Genomic DNA, 18,003 nt, shown 5'->3' on the forward strand with positions numbered 1-18,003 from the left:
GCTGCACAGCAGGTAAAAAAAAACCGGCGCCCCGTGAGGGACGCCGGTGCTGTTGCTCTCTTGGTCATCCTGCGCGGCGCCGGCTGGCGTCGTGAAACGGAATGACCACTCGCTGACTAACAGCCTTCTGCAAACTCTCGACGAAGCGAATCGCCTCCTTTCCATGCTGGTTGTAGATGTTGAGCCAGTCGACACCCTTGGAACCTACGGGAATGGGGCCGGGCGGTAGGTCCGCCCGCACCTGGTACCCGAGGCCCTTTAGGGTCCCTTCCTCGTCGCTCATCGCCTTCTGGCCTTCCTCGCTGCGATCCAGATCACCGAACAGATGCACGCCCAACGTCCCCTCCGGCGGTCGGAACTGACGCAGAAGCGTCGCGTTCACTGTCGACCACACGGAGAAGCCGGTGAATGCGCCGACTGCCAGCGCGGTTTCCATACCCTCCGCGGCTCCGATCACCCGCCCAGGCGGACCCAGGCGAATGGCACAACCGGCCAAGCTCACGATCTCCGGCTTGCCCATCAGCTTCTTCGGGTAGCTCACCGGCGCCTTGCCCCACCCATCACGGGCGAGGTAAGTCCGATGAACACCCCGAACGCCGCCTTGCGGGTTCTGCAGCAGTGCCACCATGGCCGGGAAGTACCCGGATTCATCGTTCTCGTCGTCCCGATCGTCGTCCCGATAGAACAGCGATGGGAGGAATCGAACCGAATCCCACACTCCCGGCATTTCCCCCGGCACAGGCAGCCCGCGGGATTCCAGGTAACGCCACGCGAGCCTGGCGCGGGCATCCGTCAACGGGATGGCCTTTTGCCAGGTCTCGCGCATCCGCTGTACCAACGCCCGGTCCTGCTCCTCCATTTCGCGAGTGCGAGCCGGAGGTGCAGGCGGCGGTGGCGCGGCGCGGCGATGTTCCGCCTTGCCGTGACTCTGCAGCAAATGCGGTGCCACGATGCTCGCCACATCTTCGAGGACTTGGGGGAACGATCCCCCCGTTGCCCACATCAGGATGCCGAAACCATCGAGCCACTGCCGTTCACCATTGCGCACGAAGGCGTCGCAGGAATTGCAGATGCCCTGCCCACCGTCCGCGGTCTTGTGCAGGCGGAACCCATTGGTCCCGCCGTGCACTGGACAGGCGACGTGCCTGCCCTTCTTGGCGATCGCCGCCCCAAGCGTCGGGGCAAGCGATGCATAGATGTTGTCCCAACGCCCGCGGGCGTAGGACGCCACCTCTCTTGCCTCCAGCTTGAAGTTGCTCACGCGACTCTCCTCATCTTCTTGTGAATGACCCCGAACAACGCCCCGGCCAGTTCGTCCACCGCGTCGATACCGACCGCGCTGGGGAAAAGCCTTTCCACAGCTTGACGGCCACTCCCGATACCGACGCCGATGACCTCGACCCCGGACTGGGCGAACTTGCCGGCCAGCCGCTTGACCATCGGAACATCCTCCGGCTCGCCATCGGTGATCACCACCAACAGCTTGCGCTCCTCTCGGCGTGACACCAGCTGCGAGGCCGCCCAGATCATGGCGCGACCCATCGGTGTGCCACCTGCGGCAGACAAGTCGAAGCGACCGGCCACTCCCCGCGCTGCCTCGTCGAACTCCTTGAGGACTTCGATGGCGGGAAACGCGGCCGCGGCCGCTTTGCAGCCAACGATCTGGCTGATGCCAACGGCCGTTGCCAGCGTCGCCTTCCTGGCGATCTCGATCGGCGTTCCATTCATCGACCCCGACCGATCAAGCAGGATTTGCACCGCCGTGTTCACCTTGCGCGCCACCTCCTTTCGGGCGAAGACGCGCATGTCGCCGGTGAACAACCGGTGGAGCACCCGCCCGTCCAGGCGAGCTCCCTGCCGACGGTAATCGACCTTTGCGCGGGCCTGGGCCTCCATGGCCGCCGCCAGACGAGTGCGCAACTGCTGGGATTGCCCCAACACTTGTTGCAGCTCGCCCTGTCCCTGCGCCCTCCGCTTCGACACTGCCAGCGGATCGGTCACCGGTCGAGCACGAACGCCCTCCTTTGCCAGCTGACGGGCTTCGGCCTCGACACCCTTTCGAGCTTCCTGCTCAAGGGAGGCGCCGAGCACTTTGCCCAAGTCCGTCGGGACGAAGTCGCTGGCCCCGGCACCCAAGGCCTGTGAAAGCGCCTGTCGGTCCGGTCCAGCTTGCGCATCACCCGTCGATCCCTGTGCGTCCGACGACGACGCCGCATCGGCATCGGGGTTGGACCGGGCGCTTTGATCGCCGCCGGCGTCGGGCTGTCCGCCCTGACCGGACGCATCGCCCTCTCTTTGCTGGGGGTCACCGGGTTGCGAGGGATCCGAGGGCTCCTGCGGCTCGTCCTTTGCCGCCTCCTCGACCAGCGTTTTGATCCGGCGTGCCAGAGCCAGTGCATCGGCCGTGGTATCCAGATCGTCCACGCACCCGAGGAGTGCTTCGAGCTTGATGCTCGCCGCCCGCCCTAGCAGCGCCTGCAGCTTCGGCCACCAGATGGCAGCCGCGACATCGCATGGCTGCCCGAGGTACTGGCTGCGCAGCCGGGTCAGAACGCCCATCATCAGCACGTTCTGAGGCTCGGCCGTCTTCGCCATCTCCTCCGTGCCGAAGTCCCCTTCGGCCGCCACCACTCCCACCAGTTTCGAGAGCGATGCGGCCGAGCCGGGATACGTCGCATTGCGCATCGACTCCATGCGGATGTCCTCGACCACGTTGAGCAGGTTGGCCTCGAAGGCGTCACCCGCTGTGGCGTAGGTCGTGAAGTCAGTGAACTCGATATGGCCGGTCTCGTGAAACAGATAGCCCATCGCTTTCACTTCCAGTGTCTCGTCGCAGTCCAGCGGCAGATCGGGCAGCCGGATGACCCGGCCGTCCGTGCATGCGATATTGCCCCCGACGAAGACCTTCACACCCTGGCGACGGCCGAATGCCGCCGCCAGGATTGGAAGGGATCCGAAGATCCCTTGTACGCGCTTTCCCATGACTTCCTCCTTCGCTCGCTAGAGCATCGTGGCGGTAGCCAGTGGCGACACCTGCGCCGGCGGCGGAGGTGCAACGACCACCGCTTCCGGTTCGGGTTCGTGGAACAGGTCCGTTTGGGCCTCGTCCACCGTGATGACCCCCTCTTGCACCTGCAGGGAGCCGTGCGTGCGGACCTTGACCGGATCGGTCAGCAGTTCCAGCAGGCCACGCAACGCACTGGTGTGCGTCACGCTGAGCGTCGCGCACGTGCTGCCGATCGAGCCCAGCACCTCGCCGATCATCGACGCCACCGGTACCACCAGCGGATCGACCATTGCGAAGGAGCGGAGCTTGTTCGCCAGCACGCCGATCGAGGTCATGATGCGGCCCGAGACCTGGGCCTTGCCCTCGAACGTCTTCTTGAGGATGTCAGTGGCGTTGTCGGCCACGTCGTCCAGGATCGCTTCGAGCAGCGAGCCCCGCGCGATGCCCATGCCGTCGTTCAACGGATCGTCATCGGCGTCGGCCGCCGGCCGCATGCGGTACATCATGTGCCGGAACCGGTAGCGGCTCCGGATGTTCGCCGGCGTCGGCCGATCCCTCGTCAAGAGATTCTCCCAGCCCGGGTTGGACTGTTCCCATTCCTTGAACTTCTGCGGCAGCGCAGCTTCGAGGTTGTCCGCCTCCCGGACATAGGAGATGGCCAGCTGCTTCAGCACGTCGTCGAGTTTGCGCGCCGCCGCTTTCGGCACCGCCCAGCCTTTCAGCAGGGGGAAACCGACTTCGGCACAGGCTCGCTCGGCCCGTTTCTTCAGCGCGTTGAAAGGCGCTTTCAGTTTCGGATCGGCGTAGTGCTTCACGCCGGCACTGATGAGGTGCGCCGGTGGCATCTGGTCGGAAGGCAGGTCGCGGGTGCGCTCCACCTTGCTGGACAGCTCCGACGCTCGCACGTCCAGCTGCACCAGCACCACCGCGTCAAGCACGGTGGCAGGGTTGTAGTTGCTCATGTCGTTCTCCTGGTAGGAACCCCAGGGATCGACGCACCTCCCCCGTGGGGGCGATGCGCCCCCGTGGGGATGGTGATGAATTACAGCAGGATTGCCTCGGCGACCGCACCGGATCCGATCAATCCCGGACGGGCGACACCTGACTCCAGAACGAAGTCCCGGAGCTCCTCCGGCAGGGCCTGTGCAAGTTCGTAGAGCTGACGGTGGTCGACCGCCCTGGTGCCACCGGGAGTGGGATAGACCTCGAGTGCGAGTTCCGCCCACCCTTCGTGACACCAGATCAGCGCGAGGGCCACCAGCGGCGAGTCGGAGGCCGACACCGCCGATGCGTCCCGCGTGACGTCCAGCGCGATGCGCGTGCCCCGTGAATCGGAGACGTCCACCCTGCCGGCCGCGTATGAACCCACCAGGATGCCCGGAGGCATGGTGGATCCGGTCACGTGGTCGATGACATCGCCGGTGTGTTGGCGATGCACCACCACGTACAGGTAGGACTCCCGTCCGTCCAGCGCAGTTTCGTCGTCACGGTCGAACGTGAAGCCTTCGCCCACCAGCTTGTGCTGCTGGACGCGCGCCTCGAGCTCGACCGATCCTCCTTGGCACAGCTTGATGGGGATCCGGACCGGCCTCCCCTTGCTGCGCGTTGACTCGACCCGTCGCGTTACCGTGACGGCCTCCGGCTCGGTCGAGATGGTTGCTACCTCATCCAAGCCGCCGGGGTGGGCCAATCGGAAATGGCGCTTCATGTCAGTCCCCCGTGTTGGCGGTCACGAAGCGATCCACGCCGATGTGTTGCTGGATCATGCTGTGCAGCGACTCGGACACCGCCGCCGACGTGCCGTTGGCGAGGGCCAGGTCCATCGCGTAATGGATGGGCTGGTGACCCCTGCGCTCGATGCCCGCGAACTGTCCCGTCAGGCGAACCCAACGGACCAGCGTGCGGGTGGACATCGTCACGTCCAATCCGGTGCCGGCTTTGAAGCCCTCCCGGATCATGTTGGCGACGGCGATGAAGCCCTTCAGGACCTGTACGGACGTGCTCGGGAACTTCCGCTCGAGGAGCTTCAGTTCCGTGGGCTCGTCCATGTAGTCCACGACGACCTTGAGGAAGCGATCGCGGAACGCGAGGTTCTGCACCTTCGTGCCCACGTACGCGCCCAGATCGTCGCCGGCGCCACCGGTGTTGCTGGTGGCAATGAACGCGAAGCCCTGCGCCGCACGAACGAGCTCGTTGGTCGATGGAATGACCAGGAAGCCACGCTCGATGATGTCGTTCAGACCGGTGGCCGTGCCCGACTCCAGCAGATCGCTTTCGTTGAGCACGAACGGCCACCCATTGCGGATGGCCATGGTCAGGGGGCCGTCGACCGTCATGGTCGATCCCTCGAACGCCACGATGCTGCTAATCAGCTCGGGCACCTCCATGCGCTCGTGGGCCGTGACCGAAACCACCGGTACGTTGAGCCTGGCGCAGACCTGCTCGATGAGCGAGGTCTTGCCGGAGCCGGTCGGGCCGATCAGCTGCAGGCCTTCCTTGGTCCCTTCGGTCCAGGCCGAGTTGAGGAAGTTGTTCACGACCGACAGGTTGTTCCTGTCGAACGTGTACGTCGCGTCGATCGCCGGAATGTAGGCCTCCGACTCCTGGCCGACCTCGCGCACCATGGCGGGGATCTGCACGTCGGGGCTTTCGTCGCCGAAAACCTTCGCACTGACGGTGGTGAATTGCATGTGTCTCTCCTTCGCTCAGATAGCAAAAAGGGGACACCCCCGACGGGAGTGTCCCCGCGGGGTGGGTTATGCGAACAGGAAGTCGTCCTGGTGCTCGTGCGTGTCCGCAGGAGCCCGATCTTCTTCCAGGTAGCCGCGAATCTCGGCCTTGAACTGATGCCACACCGAGGTGTAGATCGGCTCGGGGTCGAGGCCAGCGATGCGACAGCAGAACGCGAACGACAACGTCTCGTCCGGATCGCTGGACGGGGCGAACCACGTCAGCAACTCGCGCCGCCGGGCGGGGTCCTTGAACCCGCGCAGGCCTTCGAGGCTGGCGCGGATGATCCCATCGCAGAGCGCGACAATCTGCTGATCCGTCCACTCGCTGGCGACCGTACGACAGAAGTCGTGAGTCGGCACCAGGAGCTCGCGGTCTGCACTCGGCAACACCGCAGCGAACAGGTCCAACTGCTCGGACGCACCGAACGCCAGGAGATCCCGGCGCAGCTGCGCGATAGCACCCGTACGCAGACGCCTGGCATCACGACGCTTTTCGCGCCGGTCCGCCAGAGCGGTCACGATCCCAAGGGGATCGAGCACGGGCAAGCTGAGTTGCCCGAATATTTGCTTCAACATGACGAACCTCCGTGCAAAAGACGCACAGAGGCCCGAGTGGGCGGCTGTGCGCGCCCAGTGGGCAAAAATTCCGGAATCGCTCCGGATAGCGTGCGGTGCAAAAGCACCACGGAAACGCTGGCCCACACCGAACGCGGGGAGGCCTCACGCGAACACCCGCGCGGGCGCTCGCGTGAAACCTCACGCAGTCATCGGAAGGCTTTGGTCGGCGTCACCACGAAAGCGGGACACGATTGCTACGGCGGTGCGCAGCGGAGGAAGGCCGCCAAGCGTGGGCGGGTCACGGCCGAGATCGGCAGCTGCATGCTGGAGCAATCCGGCCGGCCGTGTCAAGCCAATCCCCGGGCGGCTTGCGCCGCCCGGGATTCACGTTCACTTACAACAGCACGACGGCTTGACTTCTAATGTCCTCAAGCCAGCTTGCGACCTCGCCCATGGGCTCCGATGCCGGTTCATCCCTTGCGAGAGCATCGGCAAATGCCATCCAGCTGGGGTTCGCCTCGAACGCATCGAAAGCCTTCCTGCTCTCTTTTAGCGCCCTCGCGTCGTCCAAGGTCCTCAGCAGGGACTGTGGCTCGCTGTCCGGCCATGATTTCCCGATGGCGTAGCCCGGGTGGGTGACCATCACGGCCTTTTGCGCGTGCATCATGGCAATGGCGATATTCGCCATTGGACCTCCGTATCGGGCCATGACCAAGGCCGGCCCGGTAAGGCCAACGCCCGGCATCACTCCCTGATTACCTTCGATGCTCACGCGACCATCTTCGTGAAGGAGGATGGCGGAGCATCCCAGCCTAGCTCGGTTCACTTTCCATTTCGTGAGGCCGTGTAGTTGGCTGCGACCCTGCGAGATGGCCTCGCTGGCCCTGATGATGTCATCCCGCGTCATCGCCAATGGGCGAACCGTGATCCACGCTGGATCCAACGTCAGCAAGGATAAACCACTGCTCCGGTCGAGTATGTAGCCCTCCTTGCGCTTCCTTTCGACGATCTTCATGGCAAGGGCATTTTCGTCACCCACGTCGCCGGAGATGGGATGGCTCTTCGCGAGCACCATCGTTCGGCCATGGCGTCCGTTTCGGCATTCGACCAAACCCGCGCCAGTGGTGACGACGTAGTCCTTGTCCGATCCGTTCTGCGTGTTTCGCATTACATAGTGCACAACAACCTCCCCGCCCTTGTGGGCGGTCAAGCCCGTGAAGGGTGGAAAAGATTCCGCGGCGTGCCGCACCGCGGTGGTAACGCTAGTTGCGAGAGGGCTGGCGCCGCTCCCGGCATGCGCCCTGCGGGCCTCGGCTTGCCAAGGCACGAACCATGGCTCGTGTGCTCAGCTGGACCGGCAGCGCCGACACGTAGCTCGACGCTACGTCGTCGTGGATCGCCTTGGTCCACCGTTTGGTCCACCTCACCATCGCGGCCGGATCGTCCAAACGGATGATCCGCAGGACCAGGCGTGCGGTAGCCTCGGCGTCTTTCAGCGGGCGCTGCGACAGCCGCATCAGGAGGCTGCCGATCCGGACGAGACTTTCCTCGCCCCCACAGGGGCGCATGAAGCCAGCGATCTCCTCGCCGGCAGTAATCCAGGTGGACAACTCGATTCCGACACGGTCCAGCTCGATCGTCATCGGCACACCGCGGCGGCCCAAGGAGATCGTGACGATCCCATCGTCCAGCGGCAGCGTGGACAGCTTGCGCACAGCATCCAGTACGGCCGTGGCGAGCGCTGTGTCGGCGTGGTCCGCTTTGGGGTTCGCGGCCAGGAACTGTCGAAGCTTGCCCTCGGTTGTATGCATGTTTCGGGTGTGGATCATCGCCAAATCCTCGATGGTCGATGCCGCGCGCCTTTGGCCCGCGACGATGGATGGGAACGCCCCTCGGAGAAGGGGCTGATGATGGTCATTCTGGGTTGCGCCAGTCGGCGCGGTGTGCCGGCCGCGCCGGGTTGAAGCCGGCGCGGCCGCCACGTGGAAAAGCGAAACCCTGCCACCGCATGCCAGGCCAGAGGTCTGGCATGCGGCCCTTTTCGATCAAGCGATCAACGACAGCTGCTGACCACCGCTCAGGCGGTTCAGCGAGCTGCAGATGCCGCTGTACTTATCCAGCGAGCCGAACGTCGCACACAGACCCGTGGCGATTGCCGGGATCGTCTGCAGCAAGCATTCCAGTTGCAGCTGGTTCTCGAGCGGGAGTCGGATGCCACCCTCCGAGTACTGGGGCTTGTAGGTCCACCCTTGCGCGACAGCAAAGCGCCACCAGGGGTGCACGCTGGCCTTCTCGGCATCGAACAGATGCAGCTTCACATCGAGGACCCCGCCCCTGTTCATGCTGAAGAAGTTTTCCAACGGCAGGGCGGACGCCGCCATGCGGTTGCGGTAGGCGGCGATATACGTCTCCGCCCGCTGCTCGCGCCCGAATGGCTTGGTCAGGCCACGTTCGACGTAGGTCGACATGGTGATCACCCGTTCGAGGCATTCCGAGACCGCTCCGCAGTGCTGGAGCTGCCAGGACCGCGACCGCCGATTCGTGTCGGCTTCGAAGGTGTTGCTGGCGCCCTCTTCCACGAACGTGACCACACACCTCTCGGCCGCGTAGTCCGGGAAGCGGCTGGGCCTGGCACTCGTGTCCTTGACGAGGGCATTCATCGCCGAGTGCGCCTGCTGGGCGTCGTAGGCGAAGACTGCGTAGCGATATTCGATTTCGTACGACATGGGATGCTCCTTGAAAGGCCGGAATCGCTCCGGTAGCGGTCGGAGGCAGACGCCTCGAACAACCGGCAGGGTCTCCATGCCCTGACGTGAGCCGCCGCGCACGGCGGTTCACGTCAAGCCACGGTTGCGCCTGATCTAAGGTGCCAACCCGACAGCACGCCCTGACGGCGTGCTGTCGGATGTCGGTCAGATCCCGAAGTCCTGCATGATCGCGTCGATCGCCAGCGGGTCGTTGGCCAACACGTGGTCACTGATCTCGGGGATGGTGGCTTCGAACCATACGTACTCGGCCGAGACGACCATTTCGGTCCTCGCGGCCTCCCACGGTTCGCCGTCGCCGTCGAGCTCGTCGCCGAAGGCGGCGCAATCGCCGTCGCTGCGATCGCGGATCGACATCGCCTGGACCGTCTTCACCGTGTCCGACAGCAGTCGGATGCGCTTGGCCAGCGCCAGGGAGATGACAACGCGCGCCTCTCCGGGCAATTCCGACTCGGTGTCCTCGCTGTCGACATGCGTACGGTAGATGCGCTCTTCAGTGGTCTGCATGGGAGTTCCAGATGAGTGAAAGGGATGAGGGCCCGGCCACCGAGGTGGCCAGGTCTTCGTAGGGCGACCATCACGCCGCGTGGACCAGATGCTCCCGGAACCAGTGGGCATAGCCGTCGATCAGGAACGCCGCGTCACCGCCAGCGAGGCTCACGGAGGGTCGGTCGATGCCGAGCCCGCCGTAGACCTCGCACATGGCGTAGAGGCGGTCGATCGGAGTCAGTGCCAGGGACACGTGCCACGGTCGAGCCCTCCCATCGTCGGCGCCGGCGGGTGCGATCCCGGCTTGCACGTAGTCAGCCAAGCGCTTTCCGTTGGCACTCCGCGGGCAGACGTCCCGTGTCGGCTGGAAGGCGATGCCGCGCTCGATGCCTTCGATGTAGCTCAGCGGCATCGCGTGGGCGAGCGCCAGGTCCATCACCGCGTCGAACGTCTCGACGGTCGCAGGACGACTCGCATCGGTGATCGCGATGTGGCCGGCATCGACGTCGGCCCGCAGCCCGTTGAAGGACTGCCGGACCTCGCCGTCGGTGCCGACGGCGAAGATCGCGCGCGTGCGGTCTTTCGTCGGACGCCCCAAGGCGAGCCTTGAGCGATCCGAAAGAACGATCAGCTGGCGGCCCTGGAAACCTGGATTGATCCAAGGATTCCAGTGGGGCAGCACTTCTCGCATGGCGTGGGCCGCACGCGATGCGTCGATCGCGATGGCGTAGTAGCCGTGTACCAAGTAGGTTGGGCGGTGGGTAACCGTGTTCATGGGAATCTCCAGATCGGCGAGGCCACGGACACGCATCCCGTGCGGGATGTGGACCCGCGGCGGGAGGAGGAAGCCGGAACGAATCCGGCTTGGGGAGCGGCAGCTTCGGTCTAGTAGCCGAAGAAGGACCGCTCGAGATCGCGGTCGCAGAAGCACACGCCACCGCGCTTGAGGAAGAACACCAGCTTCGTCGGGCGGGACACGGCCCGGCGGAACTCGGACCAGCTCACCTGGTTGGTCACCAGGAAGGCTGTGAGGCGGATCGCGCGTGCGATCAGGTACCAAGGGATCATCTTGACCTCCGATGGCGTGCTGCGGCGTGGCCGCGATCTGCACACCGTTTTGAACGACCGGGAACACCCCGGACAGCGACGTGCACGACGGCACGCAGGAAAGCGATTGGCGGCACGCGCAAGCACGCGCGCGGCGAATCGCTCTCGTTCAAATCGGATATGGAAATTGCGGCGATCGTGAATCGGCGCCGCGGGCTCACCGGAAGCGATGAGCACCTCGCATCGGGGAGGGAACCGGCCTGGAAGGCAGGAATCATGCTGCCACGGCGCTTCGGCGGGGTCAACGGGCCGGCCGACACGCCTTCAACCGGGTGGATTGCGCCCGGGCATTGGAGGGCAGTCGCCTAGAGTGGAAGTCCCCCCACCACGCGCGAAGGTCCACCGGTGCGAACTCTCCCTGCCATCCTTCTCGGCCTGATTCTGGCGCCGCTAGCGCACGCCGCCCAGGCGCCCGCGCCGGTCGCCGCGGCCATCCATCGTCTTTCGCCGACGGGCCAGATCACCGCGGTTACCGCAGCGCCAATGCCTCACTTCCTGACAGCCATCGTCGATGGCCAACCGCTGTACGTGAGCGACGATGGCCGATTCGTCCTGCAGGGGCACCTGTACGACATGGCACATGGCGTGGATGTCTCGGAACGCATCAAGGCGGCCTCGCGGGCCAAGGCGCTCGCGGGTCTGGCGCCGCACGACAAGATCAGCATCGCCCCGCCCCATGCGCGCTATCGCGTGACCGCTTTCGTGGACATCGACTGTGGCTTCTGCGAGCGACTTGTGACGCACGTTGATGACTACCTGAGGCAGGGAATCGCCTTCGACTTCGTGGCCTACCCGCGTGCCGGCATCAACGACACCGCTTCCTATCAGGAGGCGGTCAATGTGTGGTGCGCACCGAACCGGGCGGAGGCCCTTCGTAACGCCTACGCCAAACGGGAGCTCCCGGTGCGCCACTGCGCCAACCCGGTGGCTAAGGAGTACGAGCTGGCCATCGCCCTCCAAGTTCCCGGCACGCCCGCGCTGATCGCCCCGGATGGCACCGTGCTGGGCGGGCTGGTCGACCCGGCACGTCTGCGAAGCAGTCTGGATGCGCTGCAACTGCCGCCGGCGTCGCCGCGATGACGGAGTTGGCGTTGATGGCCGCAATCGTCGCGTGCGTCGCCATTCTGACCATAATCCATTGTTCCGCGACTCCCATCATCTGGGCGGCGTGGATCGTCCTCACTTTCGTCCTGCAGCTCGTAGGTGTGTTGGCCCTCATCAAACTGGCGCTCGGCGTGGACAAATGGATCGAGAAACGCTATCGCATGCCCGCACGAATTCGGCGTGGCCACGAGCCGTCTTCACCGAACTACGTGATCGCCGTACACGAGGTCGAGTTGAGCACCCTGCGTGGCCAAGGTATCTCGATCGACTCGCTGGCAGAGCGCGTGCTCGCCGACCACGGGCTGAAGATCGGTTCCGACCTGCTGGCCGAGCAGCTGGATGACTACCTGGTGCGCCGCCTCGCACCCGAACTCCGCGCGCGGCGTGCCGACGGCGTCGCGCTCGCAACGCTCTGCGCGGACCTGCGCGAGCGGTACGGCTACAGCTTAGGGGCGTCCCATCTGGTGGGGGCCGGACGGCTTCCGTGGTTCGCTCCCGACGGATCGCTGCAGGGATCCTAGCGCCGCGCCTCGCACCCTCTGCTTTCCGGAGCCCCAAAAAAGAGCGAGGCGCCCTGGTGGGGCGCCTCGTCGTTCTACATCGGTACGTTAGCGGTGGGTGCTCGCCCGCTGGTTCCCGTGGGGCGGCGTGGCCATGGCCTCGTCGGTTACGCGGTTGAGCCAGCGGAAGAAGGCCGTGACGGGAGCGAAGAAACCCCGTGGGGTCTCCTTTACGCCCTGCACAAAGCCTTCGATGAAGGCTTTCACATTGTCATTCATGGCTCGACTCCTGTGCTGCCCGTTTGGCGGATTTTACCACCCACCACAGCGACAGCGCCACGTCAATCAGCACGAACACCGCGTCCAGCCCCTCCATGAGACTGGTGAACCAGTGCTCCCCAACCATGTGGACCATGGTGCGGACCGCCACGATGACGATCGACTCCATGGCCACCAGGCACAGCAGCAGCACGGCACCGATCAGCAGGTGGGCCAGGAGACGACCCATTTCCCGCCACGCGGCGCGCACCGAACGTACGCGATGCATTGCATCGCTCTTCGCTTTCTTCATACAACACTCCTCTGCGGCCGTGCACGCCGCGGTTGAAACAAGCCCCGCGCGTGCACGCCGCGAGGGTTCCCACGCGGCGCAAATTGCCCCTGTCGGGCAATCGGCCCGACTAGGGTTGGGTGTAGCGGTCCCTGCAGGGAACCGGATCGGGAGCTCAGCCGAAGCTTCCGCCTTCCATGACGGCGCTTGGGCGGGTGGCCGGGTGATCTCGCCTCCACGCGCAAACCAGGCCGGATTGCCAGTCGGCCAGCAGCTCGTCGATCGTAAACAGCGTCGATGCTGTTGCAGCCATGCAGGCGGCGCGGTCTGCGCGACCGCAATGCACCGCCGCATCGCAGGCGGCTTGATCTGCCCCATGCAGCCGAGCGGCAAGCCCGTACGCCTCGATGACGCCAACGGTCTCGTCCATTCCGGCCACAAGGCGCAGCTTGAGCAATGCCTCGGCTGCCGTGTCCTTCGGGTCGTAGCCTTCCGGTGGCAGGCTCATATCCCGAACCACCCGCGGCCCACCACGTCCAGGTCGTAATCGTCGGCGTACGCGATGGCCGCCTGCTGATAGTCCTGGGCCGATTGGGCGTCGCCGATATAGTTGTCGACGTCGGCGTCGGACATACCAGCATCTTCTACCGTGATCAGACACAGACGCTGCAGCGCCTCGCTGAACCTCTGACGACGACCCGCCTGCGCCATCGCGTTACCTTCCAGTAACTCCGACATGGCCACCTCCCTCTCAATAATCCCGAATGCGCTTCGGGTAGCGACTGGTGCGAGGTGCACCGAATGCGTTGCCTTCACCGATACCGCCTCCCTGAGGCGCCATGGGTCAGGGCAAACAGCCCGGGCGACTTGCGTCGCCCGGGACATCTCCGACTTCCTACAACTACCCGCAGGCCGACCAGGAGCAGTTCCTGCAGACCTTGCAGCCCGATTCCTTCACGACCGCATGCACACCGCACTCACCGCAGAGTTCCCCCCGCGGCTGTTCCGCAACCGGCGATGATGCAGCGTTCGGAGAAGGCACCAAGCGAAGTGTCGGACCGCTCGCTCCCTTGCCTTCCGCCGACGTCAGGCCCAGCGTTTCCAGCCTGTGCCTGATCAGCGTGGCGATGTAGGCCACCGTGGACGGATACCACTGTTGCTTCTCCGAGCCAGGGACTGGGCCGAGGAAACCACCGTTGGGTTCCTCGATGTCCACCAGCTGGTCGAGCTTTCGCAGGATCCACGCCGGCGAGTACACGCGCATGTCTAGCGACAGCGCCTTGCACAGGCCATCGAGCGACCGTGGGTACTTGCCGGCCGTCCAAACGCTGATTGGGCGAATGGTGCCGTCAGGCAGGCTGACCTCCTTGAGCGTCATGTAGAAGTCGTCGCGTACGACGGCGTTCTTGACGTCGAAGCTCCAGGAGGCCGCTCCCTCGGCCGTGGTCTTGGGCTCCTTGCGGGACAGCATGGCGTCGATCAGCGGCGTCGCCGCCGACCCATCGAACGCTCCCATGGCCGTGCCGTGCCAGAGCAGCAGCCTCGCCATTGCGGCCGCATCCGACGCCACCCGTTCAATCGTTCCGTCGGGAAGCGTCAGTGCGAACGGCGTGCCTTCGGCATCCAGCAGCGCCTCCAGCTTCAGCTTCAGCCAGGCGCGATCCCGCGCCCGCATGTCCATGCTGAGATTCTTGGCCAGCGCCCGCAGATCGCGAGGCGCTTCACCCGGCACCCAAACTTCGAACATCCAGGGTGCATCGTCCTCGGTCTCGGTGACGACCACCGGGAACTTGCCCGTTGGCGATGCCACCATGAAGACTCTGGCCGGGTGACCGGCATCCGCATGGGGCCGGCGTTCCAGGTAGAGCACGCTCTTTGGGTCGAAGGCACCTGCGCTGATCTGCAGGCGACGGTCGGGCTCATTCGTGAAGCCGCCCTTGGACGATCCCTGGGGTGGCTCGTTGCTGACCACGGCATATCCCGTGATCCTCTTGCTGATGGTTTTCGACATGACTCCTCCCTGGCGGGGCACCGAAGTGCCCCGCCCTGGTTAGTTGGTTTAATGGCTGCGCCGGCTCAGAGCTTGCCGTAGTAGCCGTCCTTCAGAGCGTCGAACAGATTGGCGGCCGTATGCATCTCGCCGTCGTATTCGATCTCCTCGTTGCCCTTCACCCGCACCTCGGATCCGTCTTCGAGCTTGAAGACGTACTCCGTGGCGGCGAGGTCGGACTCCCGCACCAGGACGCCTTGGAAGGCCTCCGGGTTGAAGCGGAACGTCGTGCACCCTTTCAGCCCTTGGGAAGCGGCGTAGCGGTAGACGTCCTTGAATGCCTCGAACGGGATATCGGTCGGTACATTGACCGTCTTGGAGATCGACGAGTCGACCCAGTACTGCGCCGCCGCCTGCACGTCCACGTGCTCCTTCGGCAATACGCTGTCGGCTGCGACGAAGTACGCCGGCAGCCGATGCAACTCGCTGGTCGCATCCGGACTGGCCTGCGAATCAACGAACGCCCGGTAGGCCAGAAGCTCGAAGCTGAACACCTCGACCTTCTCCTTCGACTTCTTCCCCTCACGGATCACATTGCGCGAGTAGTGATGGGCGAAGCTTGGCTCGATGCCATTGCTGGCATTGTTGGCCATCGACAGTGCGATCGTGCCGGTCGGGGCGATGGAGCTGTGGTGCGTGAAGCGTGCACCGACCTCTGCCAGTCGCTCGACCAGTTCCGGTTCGCACAGGGCGATTCGCTGCATGTAGCGGCTGTACCTGGCGTGGAGCAGGCGGCCAGGGATGGAGTCCCCAACCTTGTACCCGTCGCGCACCATGTCCGGCTGCTTTCGCAGCATTTCGCCCGTCACCGTGAAAGTCTCGCCCATGATCGGGGCGGGGCCTTTCTCTTCGGCGAGCGTCAGCGCCTCGCGCCACCCCTCGATCGCCAGTGTCCTGGTGACCTTCGAGGTGAACTCGACGCTTTCGGGCGACCCATACCGCAGGCCCAGCATCGTCATCACCGAACCCAGGCCGAGGTAGCCCATGCCGTGACGACGTTTGCGCATGATCTCGTGGCGTTGGACCTCCAGAGGAAGCCCGTTCAGTTCCACCACGTTGTCCAACATCCGCGTGAAGATGCGGATGACCTTCGCGTACATCTCCCAGTCGAACGTCGCCGCTGTCCCGAAGGGCTGCCGCACGAAGCACGTCAGGTTGACGCTTCCCAACAAGCAGGCTCCCGCAGGGGGAAGCGGCTGCTCGCCACCAGTGCTGTTACTTTCGGCCTCGCGGCCTACTGACCGGCTGTCGCCGGCGGGGGAGCTCTTCGGCATCCCCTCTCCCCTTTCCACGGCGTTGCCGCCGCACGTCATGGGGGAGTTCTGACTGTCGCATGCCGGCCGGAGCCGGCCCCTCTCGCTCAGTCGATCACCCTGCACGGCTTTCGCCTGCTTGGGCCGTGTCGCCCGCGTCCGGGCTTCCACGTCGATCAGAGAGGGTTTTCCGCGGGCTGTTGCCCGTGGCCGCATGGTCTACGGATTGGTCGAACGAATCGACTCGCACCACCAGTTGTTGTTCATCGCATTGACCTTGTCGATCAGGATGAACCCCGGCTCGGCGAAATCGTACGTGCTGGACATGATCAGGTTCCAGAGCTGCCGCGCGCGAATGCGGCGGTAGACGCGACACGCGACCAGACCATCCTCGCGGACGGTATAGCCCTCGTACTGCGCCGGCCACTCACGCCAGATCACCTGCGTCGGATCGTCGAGATCGAGCTTCGACTTCTCCATCGCCATGACCGGGAATGCCAGGGGCCACTCGAGATCCTTCTCCACCGCCTCGAGGAAGGCCGAGGTGATCAGCAACGACAGGTTGAACTGCCGCAGCCGCCCTGCCTCCCGCTTTGCGCGGATGAAGGCTTCGACGTCAGGATGCCCGACGTCCATCACGCCCATCTGGGCACCGCGTCGGTTACCCGAGGAGGCGACCGTCTGGCACACCTTGTCGAAGATGTCCATGAAGGGTAGCGGCCCCGACGTCGATGCTCCGGCGCCAGCGACCACCGCTCCCTTCGGCCGAAGCGTCGTGAAGTCGTAGCCGATACCGCAGCCGGCTTTCAACGTCATTGCCGCTTCGTGTGCACGGGCCATGATCGAGTCCATCGAATCGTGGATGGTCTGCGACACCGTGCAGTTGATCGTCGAGGTCGCCGGCTTGTAGGCCGACGCGCCGACGTTGGACATGATGCGCCCGGCCGGGATCGCACCGTTCTCCAGCGCCCAGAGGAACTGCCGGGCGAAGTGCTCGCGCACTTCCGGCCTTTCCACCGACGCCAGGGCGGTCGCGACACGTTCGAGCGTGTTCTGCACCGTCATGTCCACCGGCTCGCCGTCCAGATCCTTGAGACGGTACTTCTTGTCCCAGATGTCCAGCGATGCCGGCTGAAGCCCCAGCGAGATCGGGGCGGGTTGCAAGCTAACTGCGTTCATGACTCTCTCCTGGTACACCCCGCGCCGGGGCACACCGATACCGCCCGCAGACGCAGGGGCATGGGTGTGCCCCGGCGAGGGCGCTTGGTAGCGACCAGAGACGGAGCCCCCTTGGCACGGGGACTGCGTCCCCGGCGGGGTTGTGTGAAAGGCTGGCAGAGCTATCCTTGATGCATGACCACGGACAGCCGCCCTACGACGTTGAAACTGATTGACGGCAGCCGTGACGCCCTTGAGCGTCAGGCTGTGCGACTTGCGGCACTCGGCAGCAACGCCGAGCTGAGAGCGGCCGTGGATCGGCTGATGCCACGGGGCAAGCTCACGCCTGTCCCGAGCGCCGGCGAGCCGACGACCACTCCACGTTGATCCTGGCGGCCTGCTCCTCACGGAGCATGCGCAGCATGAATTGGACGTCTTTCCGCGAGTCAGAGCCGCACTGCAGAACGCCCTCCATGTCTTCCAGCGCCTTCCTGCGTTCCCTCAACTCGCGGTGATTTGCGGTATCGAGGAACGTGAGAAAGCCTCGTACTTCGTCACGGTCCAGCATGTTGCCTCCTCGCCCGTAGGCAGCGACGGCATGCCAGCCCGGTGAGGGACGGACATCCCTCGCAGGGTTAAAAGTCTGGAAGCCCTCCAGCAGGGCATGGCGCGTGGCCATGGAAACGCGACAGGCAAGTGCCTGGGGACTGCGTGACGGCGCACGCCCCAA

Annotated in this window: 20 protein-coding genes and 2 pseudogenes; 2 read left to right on the plus strand and 20 right to left on the minus strand. The window is 64.8% G+C overall.

What is annotated here, in order from left to right:
• Positions 1–64: 64 nt before the first annotated feature.
• From R2APBS1_RS09205 to R2APBS1_RS09260, 12 genes are all read right to left on the minus strand, one after another.
• Positions 65–1,261: a DUF7146 domain-containing protein gene (locus R2APBS1_RS09205; protein WP_015447732.1), complete on the minus strand. Its 1,197-nt coding sequence runs from the start codon at positions 1,259–1,261 to the stop codon at positions 65–67.
• Positions 1,258–2,982, minus strand: a complete 1,725-nt coding sequence (locus R2APBS1_RS09210; protein ID WP_015447733.1) for a cobaltochelatase CobT-related protein — start codon at positions 2,980–2,982, stop codon at positions 1,258–1,260. Before R2APBS1_RS09210 ends, R2APBS1_RS09205 begins: the two co-directional genes overlap by 4 nt.
• 18 nt (positions 2,983–3,000) lie before the next feature.
• Positions 3,001–3,969, minus strand: coding sequence for a DUF3150 domain-containing protein (locus R2APBS1_RS09215; protein WP_015447734.1), 969 nt, complete (start codon positions 3,967–3,969; stop codon positions 3,001–3,003).
• 80 nt (positions 3,970–4,049) lie between these two features.
• Entirely contained in the window at positions 4,050–4,715 is a 666-nt protein-coding gene (locus R2APBS1_RS09220) for a hypothetical protein (protein ID WP_015447735.1), read from the minus strand.
• A 1-nt stretch (position 4,716) separates the two neighbouring features.
• Entirely contained in the window at positions 4,717–5,697 is a 981-nt protein-coding gene (locus R2APBS1_RS09225) for an AAA family ATPase (protein WP_015447736.1), read from the minus strand.
• 66 nt (positions 5,698–5,763) lie between these two features.
• A complete protein-coding gene (locus R2APBS1_RS09230; RefSeq protein WP_015447737.1) occupies positions 5,764–6,315 on the minus strand; it encodes a hypothetical protein in 552 nt (183 codons plus the stop codon).
• A 376-nt stretch (positions 6,316–6,691) separates the two neighbouring features.
• Positions 6,692–7,465, minus strand: coding sequence for a hypothetical protein (locus tag R2APBS1_RS09235; protein ID WP_157769715.1), 774 nt, complete (start codon positions 7,463–7,465; stop codon positions 6,692–6,694).
• Positions 7,466–7,559: 94 nt separating this feature from the next.
• Complete coding sequence (locus tag R2APBS1_RS09240; RefSeq protein ID WP_015447739.1) at positions 7,560–8,126, minus strand: hypothetical protein; 567 nt, start codon at positions 8,124–8,126, stop codon at positions 7,560–7,562.
• Between the two features lie 216 nt (positions 8,127–8,342).
• Entirely contained in the window at positions 8,343–9,023 is a 681-nt protein-coding gene (locus R2APBS1_RS20390; RefSeq protein WP_015447740.1) for a hypothetical protein, read from the minus strand.
• A gap of 186 nt (positions 9,024–9,209) precedes the next feature.
• Entirely contained in the window at positions 9,210–9,569 is a 360-nt protein-coding gene (locus R2APBS1_RS09250; protein ID WP_015447741.1) for a hypothetical protein, read from the minus strand.
• A gap of 70 nt (positions 9,570–9,639) precedes the next feature.
• Positions 9,640–10,326, minus strand: coding sequence for a hypothetical protein (locus R2APBS1_RS09255; RefSeq protein ID WP_015447742.1), 687 nt, complete (start codon positions 10,324–10,326; stop codon positions 9,640–9,642).
• A gap of 110 nt (positions 10,327–10,436) precedes the next feature.
• A complete protein-coding gene (locus R2APBS1_RS09260) occupies positions 10,437–10,619 on the minus strand; it encodes a hypothetical protein (protein ID WP_015447743.1) in 183 nt (60 codons plus the stop codon).
• A gap of 384 nt (positions 10,620–11,003) precedes the next feature.
• Here R2APBS1_RS09260 and R2APBS1_RS09265 point away from each other — a divergent pair, with 384 nt between their 5' ends.
• Together R2APBS1_RS09265 and R2APBS1_RS09270 are read left to right on the plus strand one after the other, a co-directional pair.
• On the plus strand, positions 11,004–11,738 hold the full coding sequence (locus R2APBS1_RS09265; protein ID WP_081602809.1) for a DsbC family protein: 735 nt from the start codon (positions 11,004–11,006) through the stop codon (positions 11,736–11,738).
• Positions 11,739–11,752: 14 nt separating this feature from the next.
• A complete protein-coding gene (locus R2APBS1_RS09270; RefSeq protein ID WP_015447745.1) occupies positions 11,753–12,283 on the plus strand; it encodes a hypothetical protein in 531 nt (176 codons plus the stop codon).
• 87 nt (positions 12,284–12,370) lie between these two features.
• On the opposite strand, the gene R2APBS1_RS20075 is transcribed toward R2APBS1_RS09270, so the two are convergent.
• The 8 genes and pseudogenes from R2APBS1_RS20075 to R2APBS1_RS09305 form a co-directional block, all read right to left on the minus strand.
• The gene (locus R2APBS1_RS20075; RefSeq protein WP_015447746.1) at positions 12,371–12,541 is read right to left on the minus strand and encodes a hypothetical protein; all 171 of its coding nucleotides are present in this window, start codon (positions 12,539–12,541) and stop codon (positions 12,371–12,373) included.
• Complete coding sequence (locus R2APBS1_RS09275) at positions 12,534–12,833, minus strand: hypothetical protein (RefSeq protein WP_015447747.1); 300 nt, start codon at positions 12,831–12,833, stop codon at positions 12,534–12,536. Before R2APBS1_RS09275 ends, R2APBS1_RS20075 begins: the two co-directional genes overlap by 8 nt.
• A 154-nt stretch (positions 12,834–12,987) precedes the next feature.
• Complete coding sequence (locus tag R2APBS1_RS09280; protein WP_015447748.1) at positions 12,988–13,320, minus strand: hypothetical protein; 333 nt, start codon at positions 13,318–13,320, stop codon at positions 12,988–12,990.
• Entirely contained in the window at positions 13,317–13,550 is a 234-nt protein-coding gene (locus tag R2APBS1_RS09285) for a hypothetical protein (RefSeq protein ID WP_015447749.1), read from the minus strand. The genes R2APBS1_RS09280 and R2APBS1_RS09285 overlap by 4 nt, the downstream gene beginning before the upstream one ends.
• A 163-nt stretch (positions 13,551–13,713) precedes the next feature.
• Complete coding sequence (locus R2APBS1_RS09290; RefSeq protein WP_015447750.1) at positions 13,714–14,823, minus strand: hypothetical protein; 1,110 nt, start codon at positions 14,821–14,823, stop codon at positions 13,714–13,716.
• A 65-nt stretch (positions 14,824–14,888) separates the two neighbouring features.
• Positions 14,889–16,067 (minus strand): annotated as a pseudogene (locus R2APBS1_RS09295) (ribonucleotide reductase subunit alpha); the annotation flags it as partial.
• Positions 16,068–16,337: 270 nt separating this feature from the next.
• A pseudogene (locus R2APBS1_RS09300) lies at positions 16,338–17,294 on the minus strand (ribonucleotide reductase N-terminal alpha domain-containing protein); the annotation flags it as partial.
• Positions 17,295–17,613: 319 nt separating this feature from the next.
• On the minus strand, positions 17,614–17,841 hold the full coding sequence (locus R2APBS1_RS09305; protein ID WP_015447753.1) for a hypothetical protein: 228 nt from the start codon (positions 17,839–17,841) through the stop codon (positions 17,614–17,616).
• Positions 17,842–18,003 lie beyond the last annotated feature (162 nt).

The organism is Rhodanobacter denitrificans (assembly GCF_000230695.2).
Lineage (GTDB): Bacteria > Pseudomonadota > Gammaproteobacteria > Xanthomonadales > Rhodanobacteraceae > Rhodanobacter > Rhodanobacter denitrificans.

What these genes read in the sequence shown, in the direction of transcription:
- R2APBS1_RS09275 (WP_015447747.1), bottom strand. Translation starts at nt 12,833, where the DNA reads ATGAAGAAAGCGAAGAGCGATGCAATGCATCGCGTACGTTCGGTGCGC.
- R2APBS1_RS09280 (WP_015447748.1), bottom strand. Translation starts at nt 13,320, where the DNA reads ATGAGCCTGCCACCGGAAGGCTACGACCCGAAGGACACGGCAGCCGAG.
- R2APBS1_RS09260 (WP_015447743.1), bottom strand. Translation starts at nt 10,619, where the DNA reads ATGATCCCTTGGTACCTGATCGCACGCGCGATCCGCCTCACAGCCTTC.
- R2APBS1_RS09210 (WP_015447733.1), bottom strand. Translation starts at nt 2,982, where the DNA reads ATGGGAAAGCGCGTACAAGGGATCTTCGGATCCCTTCCAATCCTGGCG.
- R2APBS1_RS09235 (WP_157769715.1), bottom strand. Translation starts at nt 7,465, where the DNA reads ATGCGAAACACGCAGAACGGATCGGACAAGGACTACGTCGTCACCACT.
- R2APBS1_RS09230 (WP_015447737.1), bottom strand. Translation starts at nt 6,315, where the DNA reads ATGTTGAAGCAAATATTCGGGCAACTCAGCTTGCCCGTGCTCGATCCC.
- R2APBS1_RS20390 (WP_015447740.1), bottom strand. Translation starts at nt 9,023, where the DNA reads ATGTCGTACGAAATCGAATATCGCTACGCAGTCTTCGCCTACGACGCC.
- R2APBS1_RS09305 (WP_015447753.1), bottom strand. Translation starts at nt 17,841, where the DNA reads ATGCTGGACCGTGACGAAGTACGAGGCTTTCTCACGTTCCTCGATACC.
- R2APBS1_RS09225 (WP_015447736.1), bottom strand. Translation starts at nt 5,697, where the DNA reads ATGCAATTCACCACCGTCAGTGCGAAGGTTTTCGGCGACGAAAGCCCC.
- R2APBS1_RS09215 (WP_015447734.1), bottom strand. Translation starts at nt 3,969, where the DNA reads ATGAGCAACTACAACCCTGCCACCGTGCTTGACGCGGTGGTGCTGGTG.
- R2APBS1_RS09220 (WP_015447735.1), bottom strand. Translation starts at nt 4,715, where the DNA reads ATGAAGCGCCATTTCCGATTGGCCCACCCCGGCGGCTTGGATGAGGTA.
- R2APBS1_RS09250 (WP_015447741.1), bottom strand. Translation starts at nt 9,569, where the DNA reads ATGCAGACCACTGAAGAGCGCATCTACCGTACGCATGTCGACAGCGAG.
- R2APBS1_RS09240 (WP_015447739.1), bottom strand. Translation starts at nt 8,126, where the DNA reads ATGATCCACACCCGAAACATGCATACAACCGAGGGCAAGCTTCGACAG.
- R2APBS1_RS09270 (WP_015447745.1), top strand. Translation starts at nt 11,753, where the DNA reads ATGGCCGCAATCGTCGCGTGCGTCGCCATTCTGACCATAATCCATTGT.
- R2APBS1_RS20075 (WP_015447746.1), bottom strand. Translation starts at nt 12,541, where the DNA reads ATGAATGACAATGTGAAAGCCTTCATCGAAGGCTTTGTGCAGGGCGTA.
- R2APBS1_RS09290 (WP_015447750.1), bottom strand. Translation starts at nt 14,823, where the DNA reads ATGTCGAAAACCATCAGCAAGAGGATCACGGGATATGCCGTGGTCAGC.
- R2APBS1_RS09255 (WP_015447742.1), bottom strand. Translation starts at nt 10,326, where the DNA reads ATGAACACGGTTACCCACCGCCCAACCTACTTGGTACACGGCTACTAC.
- R2APBS1_RS09285 (WP_015447749.1), bottom strand. Translation starts at nt 13,550, where the DNA reads ATGTCGGAGTTACTGGAAGGTAACGCGATGGCGCAGGCGGGTCGTCGT.